This window comes from Parahaliea aestuarii (genome assembly GCF_008064635.1).
In the GTDB taxonomy this organism is placed as follows: Bacteria; Pseudomonadota; Gammaproteobacteria; order Pseudomonadales; family Halieaceae; genus Parahaliea; species Parahaliea aestuarii.
This window is the reverse complement of record NZ_VRYZ01000007.1, coordinates 116,755-132,116: the sequence shown is the minus strand read 5'-3', so window position 1 is coordinate 132,116 and position 15,362 is coordinate 116,755. Positions and strand designations below refer to the sequence as shown.

The window sequence follows — 15,362 nt, the reverse complement described above, 5'->3', positions numbered from 1 at the left end:
AGACCGAATGGAGAACACCATGAAGAAGCCACAGTCGCTCCACAGGACCGCTATCGCCACGGCCTGCAGCCTGGCCATCGCCTCCCTTTGCAATACTGCCGCGGCCCAGGAGCGGGAAGTCGTGGAGGAGGTCCTGGTGACCGGAACCCACATCAAGGGCCTCGATCTCAAGGGCGCAGTGCAGGCGGTTCAGCTGAGCCGCGACGACATCCTCGAATCCGGGGCCGAGAGCATTGGCGAGCTGATGCAGGATCTGACCGTCACGGGCGGCGGGGCGGGGACCTTCAGCACCTCGACGGCTGGCGCGCTGTCCAGCGATACGCCCGTAGGGTCGTCTGCGGTGTCGCTGCGGGGGTTGGGCACCGGGTCCACCTTGACCCTGATCAACGGGCGCCGGGCCACGGTGAGCTCCTTCGCCAACGGCCAGGCTTCCTTCATCGACATCAACTCCATCCCGCCCGCCGCCATCGAGCGTATCGAGATCCTGCCCAACGGCGCCTCTGCTACCTACGGCGCCGACGCGGTGGCCGGGGTGATCAACTACGTGCTGCGCAGCGATTTCGAGGGCTTCGAGGTATCGGGCTCCTATGGTGATTCCTGGGCCGATACCGACGACGGTCGCAGCAACCTCAACCTGCTGGCGGGGGCCGGCAATGAGGTTCACCACGTGATGGGGGTGCTGGATTACTACGAACGCTCGGCCACCTTCCAGCGCGACCGCAAGGTCAGCCGCGATTCGCTGCGACCGAGTCAGCAGGGGATCTATCCATCCTTCTATGACAACTTCGCCATGTCCTTCGACCAGACAGAGGAGCCGGGGGACGGCGGTTGTGCGGCGGAAGATTTTGGCTTCGGTAACCTCGGTGAATTCTGCGAGGTCAACACCAATCGCTTCACCTCGGTGCTGGATGAATACGACAGCCTCGGCGGTTATGCCAGTTACCAGTTCACTCCCAGTGAGCGCTTTCGCTGGTTCAATGAAGTGATTTACCAGAAAACGGACTCCAACGGCACCAGCTCGCCGGCCAACTTCTCGCGCACGCCGATCGACCCGGAAAGCCCCCTTTGGCCGGCGGCCCTGCAGGAAGATATCGTGGCCGATGCCGGGCTGGACTCGTTCGAGGACTTCTACGGTTATCCCATCTATGCCTGGGGCAAACTGCCCGAGCCGCGCGCGGTGAATGTGCAGTCCGAGACCATGCGCATCGTCTCGGGAATCGACTACACCTTCAATTCAGGCTGGCAGCTGGAATCCGCCCTGACCTACGGTCGCAATGAATCGGAGCAGAAGGGCATCAGCGGCCTGGTAATCTCCCGCGCGTTCTACGATGCCAATCTCGGCAACCTGTGCAGTGACGGTTCCCGGGTGGAGCGCTGGGACGTAAACCCGGCGCGGCCCGATGCGGACTTCGTGGGCGAAACCTGTGAAGACCTCGGCAAGTCCACCCTCTGGTACAACCCCTTCGGTGGCCAGACCAGCCAGGCGGAAGGCATCGACGAGGCGATACGGACTACCGCCCGCCGCGAGGGTGAGTCCGAACTGTACGCCCTCGATGCGGTGGTTTCCGGCGATCTGTTCGAGTTCAATGGCCGTACCGTCAAGGTGGCCTTCGGCGGCGAGTGGCGGCATGAAGAGGTTCGTGACACACCCTCCGGCGTTGCCGTGGCTTCCACCTTCAATCCCGAGCCGGTTCTTGGCTTCAGTTCCACCAGCGCGAATGCCGAGCGCGACCAGTGGGCCCTGTTCGCCGAGTTCTATGTGCCGCTGGCTGACAACCTCGACCTGCAACTGGCGGGGCGCTATGACGATTACGACAGTTTTGGCGGCGATTTCAATCCCAAGGTGTCGCTGCGTTACCAGCCGCTGGACAGCCTGATCCTGCGCACCAACTACTCCACCTCCTTCCGCGCGCCCTCGCTGGCGCAGGTGGGCGCCGGGACCCTGCTCAGCTCCTACACCGTGGACTGCATGGCAACGCCCGAGGCCTGTGACGGTATCAGCGACACCGACGGCGAATCCCTGCTGTCCGAGGATGTGTCCAACGATGACCTGAAACCGGAAGAGGCCGATACCTGGGGGCTGGGCCTGGTGTTTTCTCCGTCACAGGATATCGATATCACCCTCGATTACTGGAGTATCAGCTACGAAAACGTCATTGGTATCGACGAGGACGACTTCATCCGCCGCGCTCTGGCCGGCGAGTTTCCGGTAGTCGGCGAGGGCGAGTTGCCCACCGGCGTTCCCGGTGTCGAGGCGGCCGGCGGCTTCGTCACCGACGCCCACTTCCAGCTCACCAATCTCGGTTACGAGGACGTCAGCGGTATCGATCTGGCCTACACCCAGTACCTGGATGTCGGCCCGGGCACCCTGGCGCTGCTGGCGGATGTCACCTACCTGATGGAGTACGAGCGCCAGGCCTCCGATGCCTCGCCGGTGATCGACGAGGCGGGCGAGTACCTGTACCCGGAACTGCTGGCCAACGGCAAGGCCCGCTACAGTTGGGGTGACTGGCGCGCGAGCCTCGGTTTCCGCTACACCTCGGGCTACGAGGACGACCCGGCCATTCGCACGCTCGAGGCCATTGGCCTGCCGGCCGATGCCAAAGTCGATGTCGATTCCTGGACCGTGTGGGATCTCAATCTCGGCTGGGATATCTCCGAGCACAGCTCCCTGCAGCTCTCCGCGCGCAATGTCTTCGACCGCGATCCGCCACGGGTGCTGGGGACTTCCTCCAATGTCGACTACATCAACCACGACAGCATGGGGCGCTTCCTGACCCTGCGCTATACCTATCGCCTGTAAGGAGTGTCTATGTCTCGCTTGATAGCGGCGCTGGTGCTGGCGGCCGGCCTGGCCTGGCCAGCGACAGGGGTACAGGCCGCCGGCGGCAGCCTGGTGATCGTGGGTGGCGCCCTGCGCGATGACAATCGCGCAGTGTACGCGGCCTTTGTCGAGCGCCTGTTACCGACCGGGCCGGTACTGGTGATCCCCGCTGCCAGTGGCCAGCCCGCCCGCGCCTCTGCGGCCCTGCTGGCAACGCTACAGACCCATGGCGTGGCGCCAGAGCGGTTGCATGTATTTCCGCTGGCGATGCTAGACGACAGCAGTACCGGTGATGTGGACGAAAGCCAGTGGCAGCGCAATGCCTGGCAGCAGGCGCTGGTTGCCGGCGTCCGCGATGCCGCGGGCATCTGGTTCACCGGCGGCGACCAGATGCGGATTGTGAGCCTGTTGCGGGATGAGCAGAGCCTGGAGTCGCCGCTGCTGAAGCTACTGCGCCAGCGCCTGGCAGCTGGCGCAGTGATTGGCGGCAGCAGTGCCGGCGCCGCCATCATGAGCGCGGATATGATCACCGGTGGCGACAGCTTCCGGGCCCTGACCCAACCCCTGGCGGAGCACTACACGGCGATCGAGGAACAGGACAGCGGCCGCCTGAGTATGGCCCGCGGGCTCGGGTTTTTCCCTTTTGGCCTGATTGACCAGCATTTTGATCGCAAAGCCCGTCTCGGCCGTCTGGTGCGGGCGATGCAGGCCAGCGATAGCAAACGCGCCTACGGCATCGACGAGGATACGGCCCTGATCGTTGACCTAGACCGCGAGTGGGCCACCGTGGCCGGTAGCGGTGCGGTGACCCTGCTGGATGCCAGTGCCGCGCGGTTTACTGAGAGCGGTGACGAAGTGGCCGACGGGTTGGTGCTGGGGGTGGCCCACACGGGCGTCGAGCTGAACCTGGAGAGCCATGCCCTGGCAGGCGACCTGGGTGCCCCGACCACGGCGGATCCCTATTATGGTTACCTGCCGCCTGGCGGGGGAGGGATGGCGCTGGCCAATCCCCGCCTGGAACAGGCCCTGGGCTACGACCTGCTGGACAACAGCAGTACCCTTGAACTGCAGCGTCACAGCACCGATGGTAGTGGTCAGCATCTGGTATATCGCTTCCGCCAGGCAGCCGGCAGCCAGGCCTACTGGCATCGCGGCCTGCAGACCTATGCAGTTGAAGGCGTTGACTTCTCGATAGTGAGGCAGCGGCATTGACACCAACGCTGTTGGTGGCTTCCGGGAGCCAATGCGAGGGTGTCAACTGGCATTCACTGCGGTTGTTCATGTCTCAAAACAACCGAGAAATGGAGTTGCCAAGATTCTGTGGACACTATAACTCGATTGGCCAACGAGCCCGAGGTGCATTGTGTACAGAAAGAAGGAACCCAGCGAAGTTCGCCGTAAGTACGAATTCATCAAGGCCTGCCAAAGTAAGCACGTAGTCAGGAAGATGTGCTGCCTACTTGAGGTGGCTCCGAGCGGCTACTACGCATGGCTCAAAAATCCCAAGTCAGACCGAGCCAAGGAGGATGCTCGCTTGCTGAGATTGGTCCGAGCGTCGTTTAAAGCCAGCCAGGGCGTGTACGGTGCCCCACGCGTGTTCCTGGACCTCAGGGAAGCCGGAGAAACCTGCAGTAAGCATCGTGTTGCCAGACTTATGCGGGAAAATGGTATGCGAGCGCAGGCGGGTTTTCGCACGCGTCGATACGTGCCGGTAAATCCGCGGAACTCATTCCGAATTTGGCCAAGCGAAAATTTTATGTGTCGTAGCCCGACAGGATATGGGTGACAGGCATCACTTATATCCGCACTTGGGAGGGCTGGCTCTACGTAGCCATTGTCTTGGATCTTTTCTCTAGGAGGGTCATCGGCTGGGCTGCGCACAATACGATTCATCGCGACCTGGTCTTGGATGCGATCATGATGGCGGTTCGCCACCGAAAGCCAAATCGGACCATCATTAACTCCGACCAGGGTTCGCAGTATGGCAGTGACGACTGGCGCAGATTCTGTCGATCGAACAAGCTTGAACCTAGCATGAGCCGCTGCGGCAACTGCTGGGACGCTGTTGCAGAGTCCTTCTTCAGCAGCCTGAAGAAGGAACGAATCAAAAAGCGAATCTACAAGAGCCGCCAGCTGGCGATCGAGGATGTATCAGATTACATCGACGCGTTCTACAATCGGACTCGTAGACATCAGCATCTTGGAGGCGTCAGCCCGGATGAATTTGAAGCTGCAGCCAAGCAACCTAACGTCGGTTTCCACTAAATCCTGGGAGCTCCATGCGGTGCCAACACCGTTCTGTTCGAGGTTCAGGCTTTGGTCAAGCGCTTCAGAGTAGGCCTGTGAAGCGGTTCCTGGCAGCACTGCGTATAGAGTGGGCATGATTTAGGTATTAACTACATTCAGTTGATGCCTAAAATGGCAGGATTAGATACTAAATAGGAATATAACCCCGCTTGAATCAGGGTTATTTACCCCCATAACTCCGACAGTGATATTGCAACTACCTGCATCCGAACGCGGGAGTTCAAGGAGAATCCTGTTATGAGAATGGACAAACTGACCAACCAGCTGCAGAGCGCCCTGGCCGACGCCCAGTCCCTGGCGCTGGGCAAAGACCACAATTTCATCGAACCGATCCACCTGCTGGCGGCCCTGCTGCAGCAACAGGGCGGGTCCGCCCGTCCGCTGCTGCAAAAAGCCGGCGCCGACCTGCCGGGGCTTGCCAATAAAGTCAGCGCCGGCCTCGAAGCCCTGCCCACTGTGAGCGGCAGCGGCGGCGACATGCATATCTCCAACGACCTCGGCCGGGTGCTCAACCTGGCCGACAAGCAGGCTCAGAAGAATGGCGACGCCTATATCTCCAGCGAGCTGGTGCTGCTGGCCCTGCTGGACAGCGGGAAAAGCGCCGCCGAGGCACTGAAGGCATCCGGTGTGACCGAGGCCAAACTGAAGGCTGCCATCGATGAGGTACGCGGCGGTGAAGCCGTGAACAGCCCCGAGGCAGAGGAGTCCCGCCAGGCCCTGGACAAGTACACCATCGACCTCACCGAGCGCGCGGAACAGGGCAAGCTGGACCCGGTGATCGGCCGCGACGACGAGATCCGCCGCACCATCCAGGTGCTGCAGCGCCGCACCAAGAACAACCCGGTACTGATCGGCGAGCCCGGGGTGGGTAAAACCGCCATCATCGAAGGGCTTGCCCAGCGCGTGGTGAACGGCGAAGTGCCTGAAGGCCTGAAAAACAAGCGTATTCTGTCCCTGGATCTCGGTGCGCTGCTGGCCGGCGCCAAGTTCCGCGGCGACTTCGAGGAGCGCCTGAAGGCGGTCCTCAATGAGCTCTCCAAGCAGGAGGGCCGCATCATTCTGTTCATCGACGAACTGCACACCATGGTCGGCGCCGGCAAGGCCGAGGGCTCTATGGATGCCGGCAATATGCTCAAGCCCGCCCTGGCGCGTGGCGAATTGCACTGCGTGGGCGCCACGACCCTGGACGAATACCGCCAGCACCTGGAGAAAGACGCCGCCCTGGAGCGCCGCTTCCAGAAGGTCTTGGTGGACGAGCCCAACGAGGAGGACACCATCGCCATTCTGCGCGGCCTGAAGGAGCGCTACGAGGTGCACCACGGTGTGGACATTACCGACAGCGCTATCATCGCCGCCGCCAAGCTGTCCCAGCGCTACATTACCGACCGTCAGCTGCCGGACAAGGCCATCGACCTGGTGGACGAGGCGGCCAGCCGCATTCGCATGGAAATCGACTCCAAGCCCGAGTCCATGGACCGTCTGGAGCGCCGCCTGATCCAGCTCAAGATCGAGCGCGAGGCGGTGAAGAAGGACAAGGACCCGGCCTCCCGCAAACAGCTGGACCAGCTCAACGCGGAGATCGAGAAGGTGGAACGGGAATTCTCCGACCTGGAGGAGATCTGGAAGGCCGAGAAGGCCTCGCTGCAGGGCGCTGCCCATATCAAGAGCGAGCTGGAACAGGTCAAGCTGGACATGGAAACCGCGCGCCGTGCCGGTGACCTGACCCGTATGTCGGAGTTGCAGTACGGCCGTATTCCCGCGCTGGAAAAGCAGCTCGCGGCCGCCCAGGCGGCGGAAACCAGCGAGCACACCCTGCTGCGCAACAAAGTCACCGACGAGGAAGTGGCGGAGGTCGTATCGCGCTGGACCGGTATCCCCGTGTCGAAAATGCTGGAGGGCGACCGCGAGAAGCTGCTGCGCATGGAAGATGCCCTGCACGCCCGCGTGGTCGGGCAGGACGAGGCGGTGGTGGCGGTGTCCAACGCCGTGCGCCGTTCCCGCGCCGGCCTGTCGGACCCGAACCGGCCCAACGGTTCCTTTCTGTTCCTCGGGCCGACCGGCGTGGGTAAAACCGAGTTGTGCAAGGCCCTGGCCGAGTTCCTGTTCGATTCCGAGCAGGCCATGGTGCGGGTGGACATGTCGGAGTTCATGGAAAAGCACTCCGTGGCCCGCCTGATCGGCGCGCCCCCCGGCTATGTCGGCTATGAAGAGGGCGGCTACCTGACCGAGGCCGTGCGCCGTCGCCCCTATTCACTGCTGTTGCTGGACGAGGTGGAAAAGGCCCACCCGGACGTGTTCAACATCCTGCTGCAGGTGCTGGAAGACGGCCGCCTGACCGATGGCCAGGGTCGCACGGTGGACTTCCGCAACACGGTGATCGTGATGACCTCCAACCTCGGCTCCGACCTGATCCAGGAAATGGCCGGCGAGGAGAACTACGACAGGATGAAAGCCGCCGTCATGGGCGTGGTCGGCCAGCACTTCCGGCCCGAGTTCATCAACCGTGTGGACGAGACCGTGGTGTTCCATCCGCTGCTGCGCAGCCAGATACGCGGCATTGCCGACATCCAGCTGGCGGGCCTGCGCAAGCGCCTGAAAGAACGGGAGCTGGGGCTGGACATCACCGAGGCCTTTCTGGAGCACCTCTGCGAGGCCGGGTTCGATCCGGTGTATGGCGCGCGTCCGCTGAAACGGGCCATTCAGCAGGAGCTCGAGAACCCACTGGCCCAGCAGATTCTGGCGGGGGAGTTCGGTATCGGCCAGATCATACAGGCGGACTATCGTGATGGTCATGCCCGGTTCGAGGCGCGGAATCCCGGCTGAACAGTTACAGGCCTTTGCATCGGCCCTGATCCTGACGGATAGTCCGGAAAGACAGGGCCGTGACAACTTCTCCAGGGGCTTTGTGCTGAATAGTGCGAGGCAGCTCAACTATCGGACGTTTTGTCCGGATAACACTTGATTTCGACACCGAATCAGCAAGAATTGCGAAAAAAGACAATAAGATCCGGGCTGGTGGTTCAGCGTGGACTTGATATACCGTTCTCCGCAATGGAGCCATGGTGAAACAGGGGAGTCTGGAAAGGTGTCATGAGAACACGAGACGTTCGGCACAGGGGTTTTACACTGATTGAAGTGATGATCGTCGTGGTCATCGTGGCGATCCTGTTGGCTGTCGCGCTCCCGAGTTTTCGTAACCAGGTCATTCGTGGTCACCGCGTCGATGCGCAGGGCCAGATGATGGAAATCGCGAACCTTCAGCAGCAGTTTTTGCTGTCGGACCGCGCCTATGCCGACAAGGCTACGCTGGAAGCTTCTGGTTACGCACTCCCGGCGGATGTCGACCAGCATTACAACTACAGCATCACCCTTGGAGCCGGCGCGGCGCCGAGTTTCACAATCACCTTTACGCCAGTGGGCGGCCAGGCGGTGGATGGAAGCCTTACGCTGAATAGCGCGGGAGTCAAAACTCCCGCTGACAAATGGTAGCGACAGTGAGCAGATCGTGGCCCGGGCAGGGCGGCGCAATGATGATCGAGCTTCTGGTGGCGCTGGTTCTGGTCGTCGTCGGTGTATTGGGTTTGATGCAGGTGCAGTCCCGTCTGCATGAGTCGGAGGTGGAGTCCTATCAGCGTACCCAGGCTTTGATCCTGCTCAACGATCTGGCCAGCCGCATGGGGGCCAATCGAAATGATGCCGCCAGCTATGTCACGGCCGCCCCTCTCGGGGTGGGGATCATTTGTGCGGATCTGCCGGCTACAACGGTGCAGGAGGAAGACCACATCGCCTGGTGCCGCGCACTTCAGGGCGCTGCTGAAAGCCGTTCCGGCACCGATGTGGGCGCGATGATCGGCGGTCGGGGTTGCGTCCAGGAAACGGTCGGACCGGGTGTGCGCGAGTATATGATCACGGTAACGTGGCAGGGGCTGACACCGCTTAACGCGCCCCCCGCCGGGGTGGCCTGCGCCGCCGGCCAGTACAACGACGCATCCACCGGTTGTGTAGACGACCGCTGTCGTCGCTATGTAACTACCATTGTCCGGATGGCGGACCTCGAGAGCATTTGATGAACGCCTCCCTGGCCAATGCAAATCCGCGGGTCTCCCAATCACAGTTGCAGAAGGGCTTGAGCCTTGTTGAGCTGATGATTGCCAGCCTGATCAGCATGATTATCATTCTCGCTTTGACCGAGTTGTATGCCGGCATGTCACGAACGAATCGGGAACTGGTTAAAACCAGCAGCCAGATCGAGAATGCGCGCTTCGCCATGCAGTTCGTGGGAGAGGATGTCATTCATGCGGGCTACCTGGGAGGGTACATCCCCGACTTTGATGACTTCAGCGAGTCGAATGCGCCCGTTGGTGTGCCGTCCGCTGTACCTGATCCCTGCCTGGCTTACACGACTCCCTGGTCAGCCGACTACAGAAACGGACTGCTGGCCATACCGATCCAGGTGCACAGCGGAACACCGGGGTCCTGTGGTGCGGTCGTCGCCAATAAAGTGGCCAATACCGATGTCCTGGTGGTGCGCCACGCTGAAACCTGCGCTGCGGGCGCGGTGAACTGTGCGGCACAGGTGGCGGGCCGGCTCTACCTGCAAATCTCCAACTGCCTGCTCGAACTGGAAGCGGGCAGTCCCTATGTCTTTTCTACGGGGCCCTATACTCTGCGTGAACGGGATTGCAACGCCGCAGGCGGCGGTACGATTGCTCCGATATACCGCTTCGTTCAGCATGTTTACTATGTACGTGATTACGCGATGACACCGGGTGACGGCATCCCTTCATTGGTGCGCTCTGAGTTTGACCTGGATGGCGGCGGTGTACTTGCCCAGCAGTCGCCGCAGGTTCTGGTAGAGGGAATTGAGCGCTTTCGTGTTGAACTCGGCCTGGATATCCAGCGTTCAGTCTCCACCGGCGTTGTCCAGTATGGTTCGGACTATACTTACAATAGTGGTGTCAATTGGGAAGATCCCGTTGAGCGTGTCACCCCAACCAATCGAGGTGATGGAGTGCCGGATACCTATGTCCACTGCGGCGCCGGCTGCACGGTTGGCCAGCTGATTAACACCGTAAGTCTGCGTGTGCACCTGTTGGCACGGGCGAACACAGAGTCCCCCGGCTACAGTGACAGCAAGGACTATAACCTGGGCGGGTTGACGATCGCTGCCGCCGCGCTGGACGATGCCTATAAACGGCATGTATTCAGCTCCACCTATCGCTTGCACAATGTATCGGGGCGGCGCGAGACGCCGTTGGCAGCTCCGTGACCGGTATACCTTTCCAGTCGCCCGGCGGGCAGCGCGGTGCAATCACCATATTGATATGCCTGGTGATGCTGATTCTCATCGGCCTGATGGTGTCTACCGCCTTTTCGATCAGCACGATCAACCTGCGTTCGGTAGCCAATGTGCAGAGCCGCGAAGAAGCCATTGCCGCCGCCAATCTGGTCATTGAACGCAGGCTCGGTGCGGACTTTACTGCCGCGCCCGCCCCGCTGGCCGGTGAACCGGTGGATATCAACAACGATGGCGTCAGCGGCGACTATCTGGTGGACCTAGCTACCCCTGTTTGTGTCAGGGCTGAGCAGGCCAGTTCCAGCCTGTCTTTCAGTGTGACACTACCCAGCATGACGGCGTCGAGCGCCTGGAACACCATTTGGGAGTTACAGGCTACAGCGACGGAACCGCGATCGGGTGCAAGCGTGCGGGTAGTTCAGGGTGTGCGTGTATTGCTTGACAGTGTGCAGAAAAACGCACGGTGCCCGGATGTGTAGGTAGGTCCATTCCGCATGGTGAGCAGTGCTCGCCAAGGATAAGCAAGATGAAAATGAACGAAACGTTGTATGCAATCTGCCTGGCGCTGATGGTGGCCTGGACGTCATACGGGTGGGCTGAGGATATAGACCTGTTCCTGGGAAACCCTGCGGAAGAGTCGGACAATCTGCCCAATGTGCTGATCCTGCTCGATAATACGGCGAACTGGAACACAGCCTTCAACAATGAAAAGGCGGCGCTGGTAACGACCTTCAACGGTCTGCCACTCGACAAGTTCAATGTCGGGCTGATGACATTTGGCGATCCGGCGGTTGGCCAGATCCGGGCGGCCATTCGGCCCATGAATGCCACCAACCGGCCACTCTACTCAGCGTTGGTTGGCAGCCTGGATCAGTCTGGTGACCGTGCCAACGCGCGAACGCTGGCCCGGAATATCTCTGAAGCCTATCGCTACCTGAAGGGCATGGAGAGTGTTGACGGATCGAAGGTCAAAAGCAGTAACAACTCAAACCGCGACTACGCCGGCAATACCAGCGGCACCGCTGCCCACGATGCGGTGCATGCACTGGCAGGCAACGCCCTCTCCGGATCGAATGCCACCAGGTACAATAGCCCCCTGGCCGATGGTAGTTGTGCCGACACCTTCATCATTTATATTGGCAACAACGTTTCCAGCGGGAACGTCACCAAAGACAACAACTCGCGCAATTCCGCTGCCGGTAGTGAACTGTCTGCGGCAGGTGGGGACACGACGCAGATACAGCTCCAGTACAGTGCCCACCAGGACAACTACGCCGATGAATGGGCCCGCTTTCTGCGCACCAACCTGGGTGTGACCATCTATACAGTCGATGTCGACCCGACTCCCCGCCCCGGCGGCCACAACAACGGCATGGGCAATAGCGACCTGCTGGAAAGTATGGCGAGACAGAGTGCCGGCAAGTATTTTCGTGTTGACTCGTCAGCGAATAACGGTGAAGAGATCGTCATCGCCCTGAACGAGATTTTTTCTGAAATCCAGGCGACCAACTCGGTGTTCGCTTCCGTTGCACTGCCGGCCAGTACCACCACCCAGAGTACGTTTCTCAACCAGGTGTTCATCGGCATGTTCCGCCCGGACGCCGGTGCCAAGCCCCGTTGGTACGGCAACCTGAAACAGTATCGCCTGGGGCTGGTTGGCAGCGGGGCCAACGAAGCCCTTAAGTTGCTTGATGCTCGCGGCGACGGTGAAGAGGCGATCAACAGCCAGACCGGGTTTATTACGGAGTGTGCGCGCAGTTACTGGACCCCGCTCACCGCCGACGGCTACTGGGCTTCGCCTCTGGTACCGCGTGGTGAGTGCCAAACCGGGGTTCCGCAATCGAACTCGCCGGACGGGCCGGTGGTAGAGAAGGGCGGCCAGGCCTATATGATGCGCCTGGACAGTTCGGTGCGGACGATCTACTCCTGCGATGCGGCACAAGGTGTTAACTGTGCGAATGCGGCAGGCGCGCTCGCCGTTCACGGCACTGCAGACGCAGACAATGGCGATGCCCTGACAAACTGGTCCGTTGGCCAGGATGTCGACAACGAGGATCAGCGCGCAACGACAATGCGCGCATCGCTGCACGGCGATGTGATTCACTCGCGGCCAGTGGCCCTTAACTACGGCACTGATGCCAGCCCCAATGTGGTTGTGTTCTACGGCGCCAATGACGGCATTCTGCGTGCGATCAACGGCAATCGCAGCACCGCCAGTGGCGCGATTCCGGCGGGGGCGGAACACTGGGCCTTCAAGCCGATGGAGTTTGGAAACGGTGAGTTTGGCCGGCTGCGCAGCAATGACCCGGTCATAAAATTTCCGGCCACCAGTACCCCGGCGGGCCCCCAGGGAACCCTCAAGGACTACGGCATGGACGGCTCGGTGGTGGCCTTTGACGGCACCTTCGGTGGCGAGAACAAAAAGTTCCTGTATGCCACCCTGCGCCGCGGTGGCCGCTCTGTGTATGCCTTCGATGTTACCAGTATCGGTTCACCCAGTTTGCTGTGGCGGGTCGGTTGTGAAGAGAACCTGGAAACCAGTAATGCCTGCACCCATTCGGACTGGGAGAATATCGGGCAGACCTGGTCGCCGCCGTCGCTGACCTACATCTCCGGATACGATGATGGAGAGGCCGATCCTTCCCTCGTACCCGTCATTCTTATGGGAGGCGGCTACGATACCTGTGATGACTACGACAACAACGGCAATCCCAATCCACAGAACTCTTCCTGCACGAACGCTGACAAGGGCAATAGCATCTATGTGATGGACGGCGCCAGTGGCGCGGTACTGCGCGAGTTTTCCACAGATTACGCTGTGCCTGGTGCTGTAACAGTTGTCCCGGTTGCGGAGGGCGACAACAGGATCAAGTTTGCCTATGCGGCAGATACCGGCGGCAATGTTTACCGTATATCGGGTCCGCTGGTTGACGGCGCACCTTCAGAGGTTGGCAGTGCCGCTCCGGCCGACTGGCTGATAACGAAGATTGCTGCCCTGGGCTGTGATAGTACCTCCCCCTGTCCCGCACGCCGCAAGTTTCTTTTCGGCCCGGATGTTGTGCAGTTGGAAGGCGGCGACGGCAAGTTATTTATCCTGATCGGCTCGGGTGACCGTGAGAAGCCGGTGCTGAATTACGGTGCCGCCGCTGCGGTGAGCAATTACGCTTTTGCTCTGGTTGACAACCCCACTGAGGCGGGGTGGCTCACCGACAACGGCACCTGTTCTGCAAACCTCATCTGCCTGGATCGGCTTACCAGTGTTACGGTTGCGAGTGGCTTGCCCAGTGGTGAAACGCTCAGCAATTTCGGCTGGAGGATGGCACTGGACCCCACAGAACAGGTGGTTTCCTCGGCATTGACCCTGGCCGGCAGTGTTGCTTTCAGCACGCATATTCCGAAACCACCGGATGCCGGTTCCTGTGAAGCGGACCTGGGTATCGCGACGACTTACAACGTCGACCTGCAAACCGGCGAGGGAGAAAAAATCAATATTGTCGGCGGCGGACTGGTGCCGTCCCCGGTGGCGGGGCGGGTTATCCTGGATGATGGCACGATTGTCCCTTTCTGTATCGGCTGCGGGGGTGAGGAGTCGGCCATCGGCAGCAAGCAGATCAACGTTGGCGCCAACTGGGTTCAGCCAAAAGGGCGGGTCTACTGGAAAATTCAGCCGTGATCAGCTTCCGTTTCGGGGGGGCTGGGTGGTCCGGTCCGGTGTCCGGCGGCGGGCAGGTCAAAGGTTTTACCCTGGTAGAGCTGATGATCGTCCTTGTCATTCTGGCGGTATTACTGGTTCTGGCGGCTCCTGCTTTTCAGTCAGCGAAGTCGGTATCCGCGCTCAAGCGCTATGCCAACGAGCTACGGTCCAGCGCAATTCTGGCGCGGGGCGAAGCGATCAAACGCAATGCACAGGTTCGCCTGTGCGCCACGGCGAATGGCAGCAGCTGCGCCGCCAGCGGCGATTGGGGGCAGGGGTGGATCGTGCTCGATCCCAACGACCGGGTGGTCCACCAGCAGCAGGCGATTCCAGCCGACTATCGGATAATCGATCCCAATAGTGCGGTTATAGATCTGGTATTCCAGCCCTCCGGAATTGCCAGCACCGCCGCCGCGATCAAGGTTTGCCAGCAAGCTCCCGCAGTGAGCGCCGAGGCCCGTATTGTGCGGGTCACCGCCACGGGGCGGTCAGCGGTCGAGAGCGTTACCGCATCCACTTGCCCGTGATGGCCCAGGCGGATAGTGGAGATGCGCTGTCCGGCGTTTCTCTAGGGGAACAGGGCCCTGCTACTCGCAGTGCAGGGCTATCTGGCGCCTGGCTTCTTCGGTGCGCTGCTTCTTTTCTGCGTCGGTGAGCGGGCGGATATCGCCCTGGTCATCCTTCACGTTCACGTCGTCCCAGGTTTCCAGCGTGGTGAGGTTTTCGCGGGCGCGTTCGCAGATTTCAGGGTTTTTCTTGATCTGTTCTTCCGTTCTGACGGCCTTTTTTTCAAAACGGTTGTCGACGCTGGGCTTTAAATCCCGGGGCACCGCGCCTTCTTCTGCCGTAACGTCCCGTTTGAACTGGCTGCCGGTGGAGATGACTTCATAGTCCACGCCCTGTGGCGGTGGCCGGTCGCTGTGTACGAGGTTGCCTCGCTCGTCCTGCCAGCGGTAGTAGGTGGTGCCGGCGGTTGCCTGTACCCCGATGAGGGAGACGACGACCGTTGCCACCCCCAGCGCCCCGCAAACGGTGGATTTCACGCCCATATTGTTGCCTTTTCGCTGGCTGTTTTGCCCGTAAAGTATCGCAAGCGTCCCGGGGGCGCAACGAAGCCGCCCCGGGGAATAATCACGTTTTGGTTGACAGGCGGCGCCGGCGAACCAAGAATACGCCCCTGTCTCACCCTTGGTAACGGCCCACGCTGAGTACCCTCAGCCCCTGGCCTACTGCCGCAATGC

General features: G+C 60.9%; 12 protein-coding genes. 11 read left to right on the top strand and 1 reads right to left on the bottom strand.

Annotated features, from left to right (window positions below):
- The first annotated feature begins 19 nt into the window (after positions 1-19).
- From FVW59_RS15550 to FVW59_RS15505, 11 genes are all read left to right on the top strand, one after another.
- The gene (locus FVW59_RS15550) at positions 20-2,803 is read left to right on the top strand and encodes a TonB-dependent receptor (protein ID WP_148065280.1); all 2,784 of its coding nucleotides are present in this window, start codon (positions 20-22) and stop codon (positions 2,801-2,803) included.
- Between the two features lie 9 nt (positions 2,804-2,812).
- A complete protein-coding gene (locus FVW59_RS15545) occupies positions 2,813-4,036 on the top strand; it encodes a cyanophycinase (RefSeq protein ID WP_148065279.1) in 1,224 nt (407 codons plus the stop codon).
- A 235-nt stretch (positions 4,037-4,271) separates the two neighbouring features.
- Positions 4,272-4,610, top strand: coding sequence for an IS3 family transposase (locus FVW59_RS19850; protein WP_425468409.1), 339 nt, complete (start codon positions 4,272-4,274; stop codon positions 4,608-4,610).
- Positions 4,601-5,089, top strand: a complete 489-nt coding sequence (locus FVW59_RS19845; protein ID WP_425468408.1) for an IS3 family transposase — start codon at positions 4,601-4,603, stop codon at positions 5,087-5,089. The genes FVW59_RS19850 and FVW59_RS19845 overlap by 10 nt, the downstream gene beginning before the upstream one ends.
- Positions 5,090-5,368: 279 nt before the next feature.
- The gene (clpB, locus tag FVW59_RS15535; RefSeq protein WP_148065278.1) at positions 5,369-7,954 is read left to right on the top strand and encodes an ATP-dependent chaperone ClpB; all 2,586 of its coding nucleotides are present in this window, start codon (positions 5,369-5,371) and stop codon (positions 7,952-7,954) included.
- 267 nt (positions 7,955-8,221) lie between these two features.
- Complete coding sequence (locus FVW59_RS15530) at positions 8,222-8,620, top strand: type IV pilin protein (RefSeq protein ID WP_148065277.1); 399 nt, start codon at positions 8,222-8,224, stop codon at positions 8,618-8,620.
- A 5-nt stretch (positions 8,621-8,625) separates the two neighbouring features.
- Positions 8,626-9,198 carry a type IV pilus modification protein PilV gene (locus FVW59_RS15525; RefSeq protein ID WP_222711535.1) on the top strand — a complete coding sequence of 191 codons (573 nt, stop codon included), beginning with the start codon at positions 8,626-8,628 and terminating at the stop codon, positions 9,196-9,198.
- Positions 9,198-10,400, top strand: coding sequence for a PilW family protein (locus FVW59_RS15520; RefSeq protein WP_148065275.1), 1,203 nt, complete (start codon positions 9,198-9,200; stop codon positions 10,398-10,400). The genes FVW59_RS15525 and FVW59_RS15520 overlap by 1 nt, the downstream gene beginning before the upstream one ends.
- Before the next feature lie 62 nt (positions 10,401-10,462).
- Complete coding sequence (locus FVW59_RS15515; RefSeq protein ID WP_222711534.1) at positions 10,463-10,906, top strand: hypothetical protein; 444 nt, start codon at positions 10,463-10,465, stop codon at positions 10,904-10,906.
- Positions 10,891-14,100, top strand: coding sequence for a pilus assembly protein (locus tag FVW59_RS15510; RefSeq protein ID WP_222711533.1), 3,210 nt, complete (start codon positions 10,891-10,893; stop codon positions 14,098-14,100). Before FVW59_RS15515 ends, FVW59_RS15510 begins: the two co-directional genes overlap by 16 nt.
- On the top strand, positions 14,097-14,648 hold the full coding sequence (locus FVW59_RS15505) for a GspH/FimT family pseudopilin (protein WP_148065274.1): 552 nt from the start codon (positions 14,097-14,099) through the stop codon (positions 14,646-14,648). The genes FVW59_RS15510 and FVW59_RS15505 overlap by 4 nt, the downstream gene beginning before the upstream one ends.
- Before the next feature lie 60 nt (positions 14,649-14,708).
- On the opposite strand, the gene FVW59_RS15500 is transcribed toward FVW59_RS15505, so the two are convergent.
- A complete protein-coding gene (locus tag FVW59_RS15500; RefSeq protein WP_187275924.1) occupies positions 14,709-15,164 on the bottom strand; it encodes a DUF4124 domain-containing protein in 456 nt (151 codons plus the stop codon).
- Positions 15,165-15,362: the final 198 nt, after the last annotated feature.

Excerpts from the sequence above, each read along its gene's own strand:
- FVW59_RS15520 (WP_148065275.1), top strand. The coding sequence starts at position 9,198 with ATGAACGCCTCCCTGGCCAATGCAAATCCGCGGGTCTCCCAATCACAG.
- FVW59_RS19850 (WP_425468409.1), top strand. The coding sequence starts at position 4,272 with ATGTGCTGCCTACTTGAGGTGGCTCCGAGCGGCTACTACGCATGGCTC.
- FVW59_RS15530 (WP_148065277.1), top strand. The coding sequence starts at position 8,222 with ATGAGAACACGAGACGTTCGGCACAGGGGTTTTACACTGATTGAAGTG.
- FVW59_RS15545 (WP_148065279.1), top strand. The coding sequence starts at position 2,813 with ATGTCTCGCTTGATAGCGGCGCTGGTGCTGGCGGCCGGCCTGGCCTGG.
- FVW59_RS15550 (WP_148065280.1), top strand. The coding sequence starts at position 20 with ATGAAGAAGCCACAGTCGCTCCACAGGACCGCTATCGCCACGGCCTGC.
- clpB (WP_148065278.1), top strand. The coding sequence starts at position 5,369 with ATGAGAATGGACAAACTGACCAACCAGCTGCAGAGCGCCCTGGCCGAC.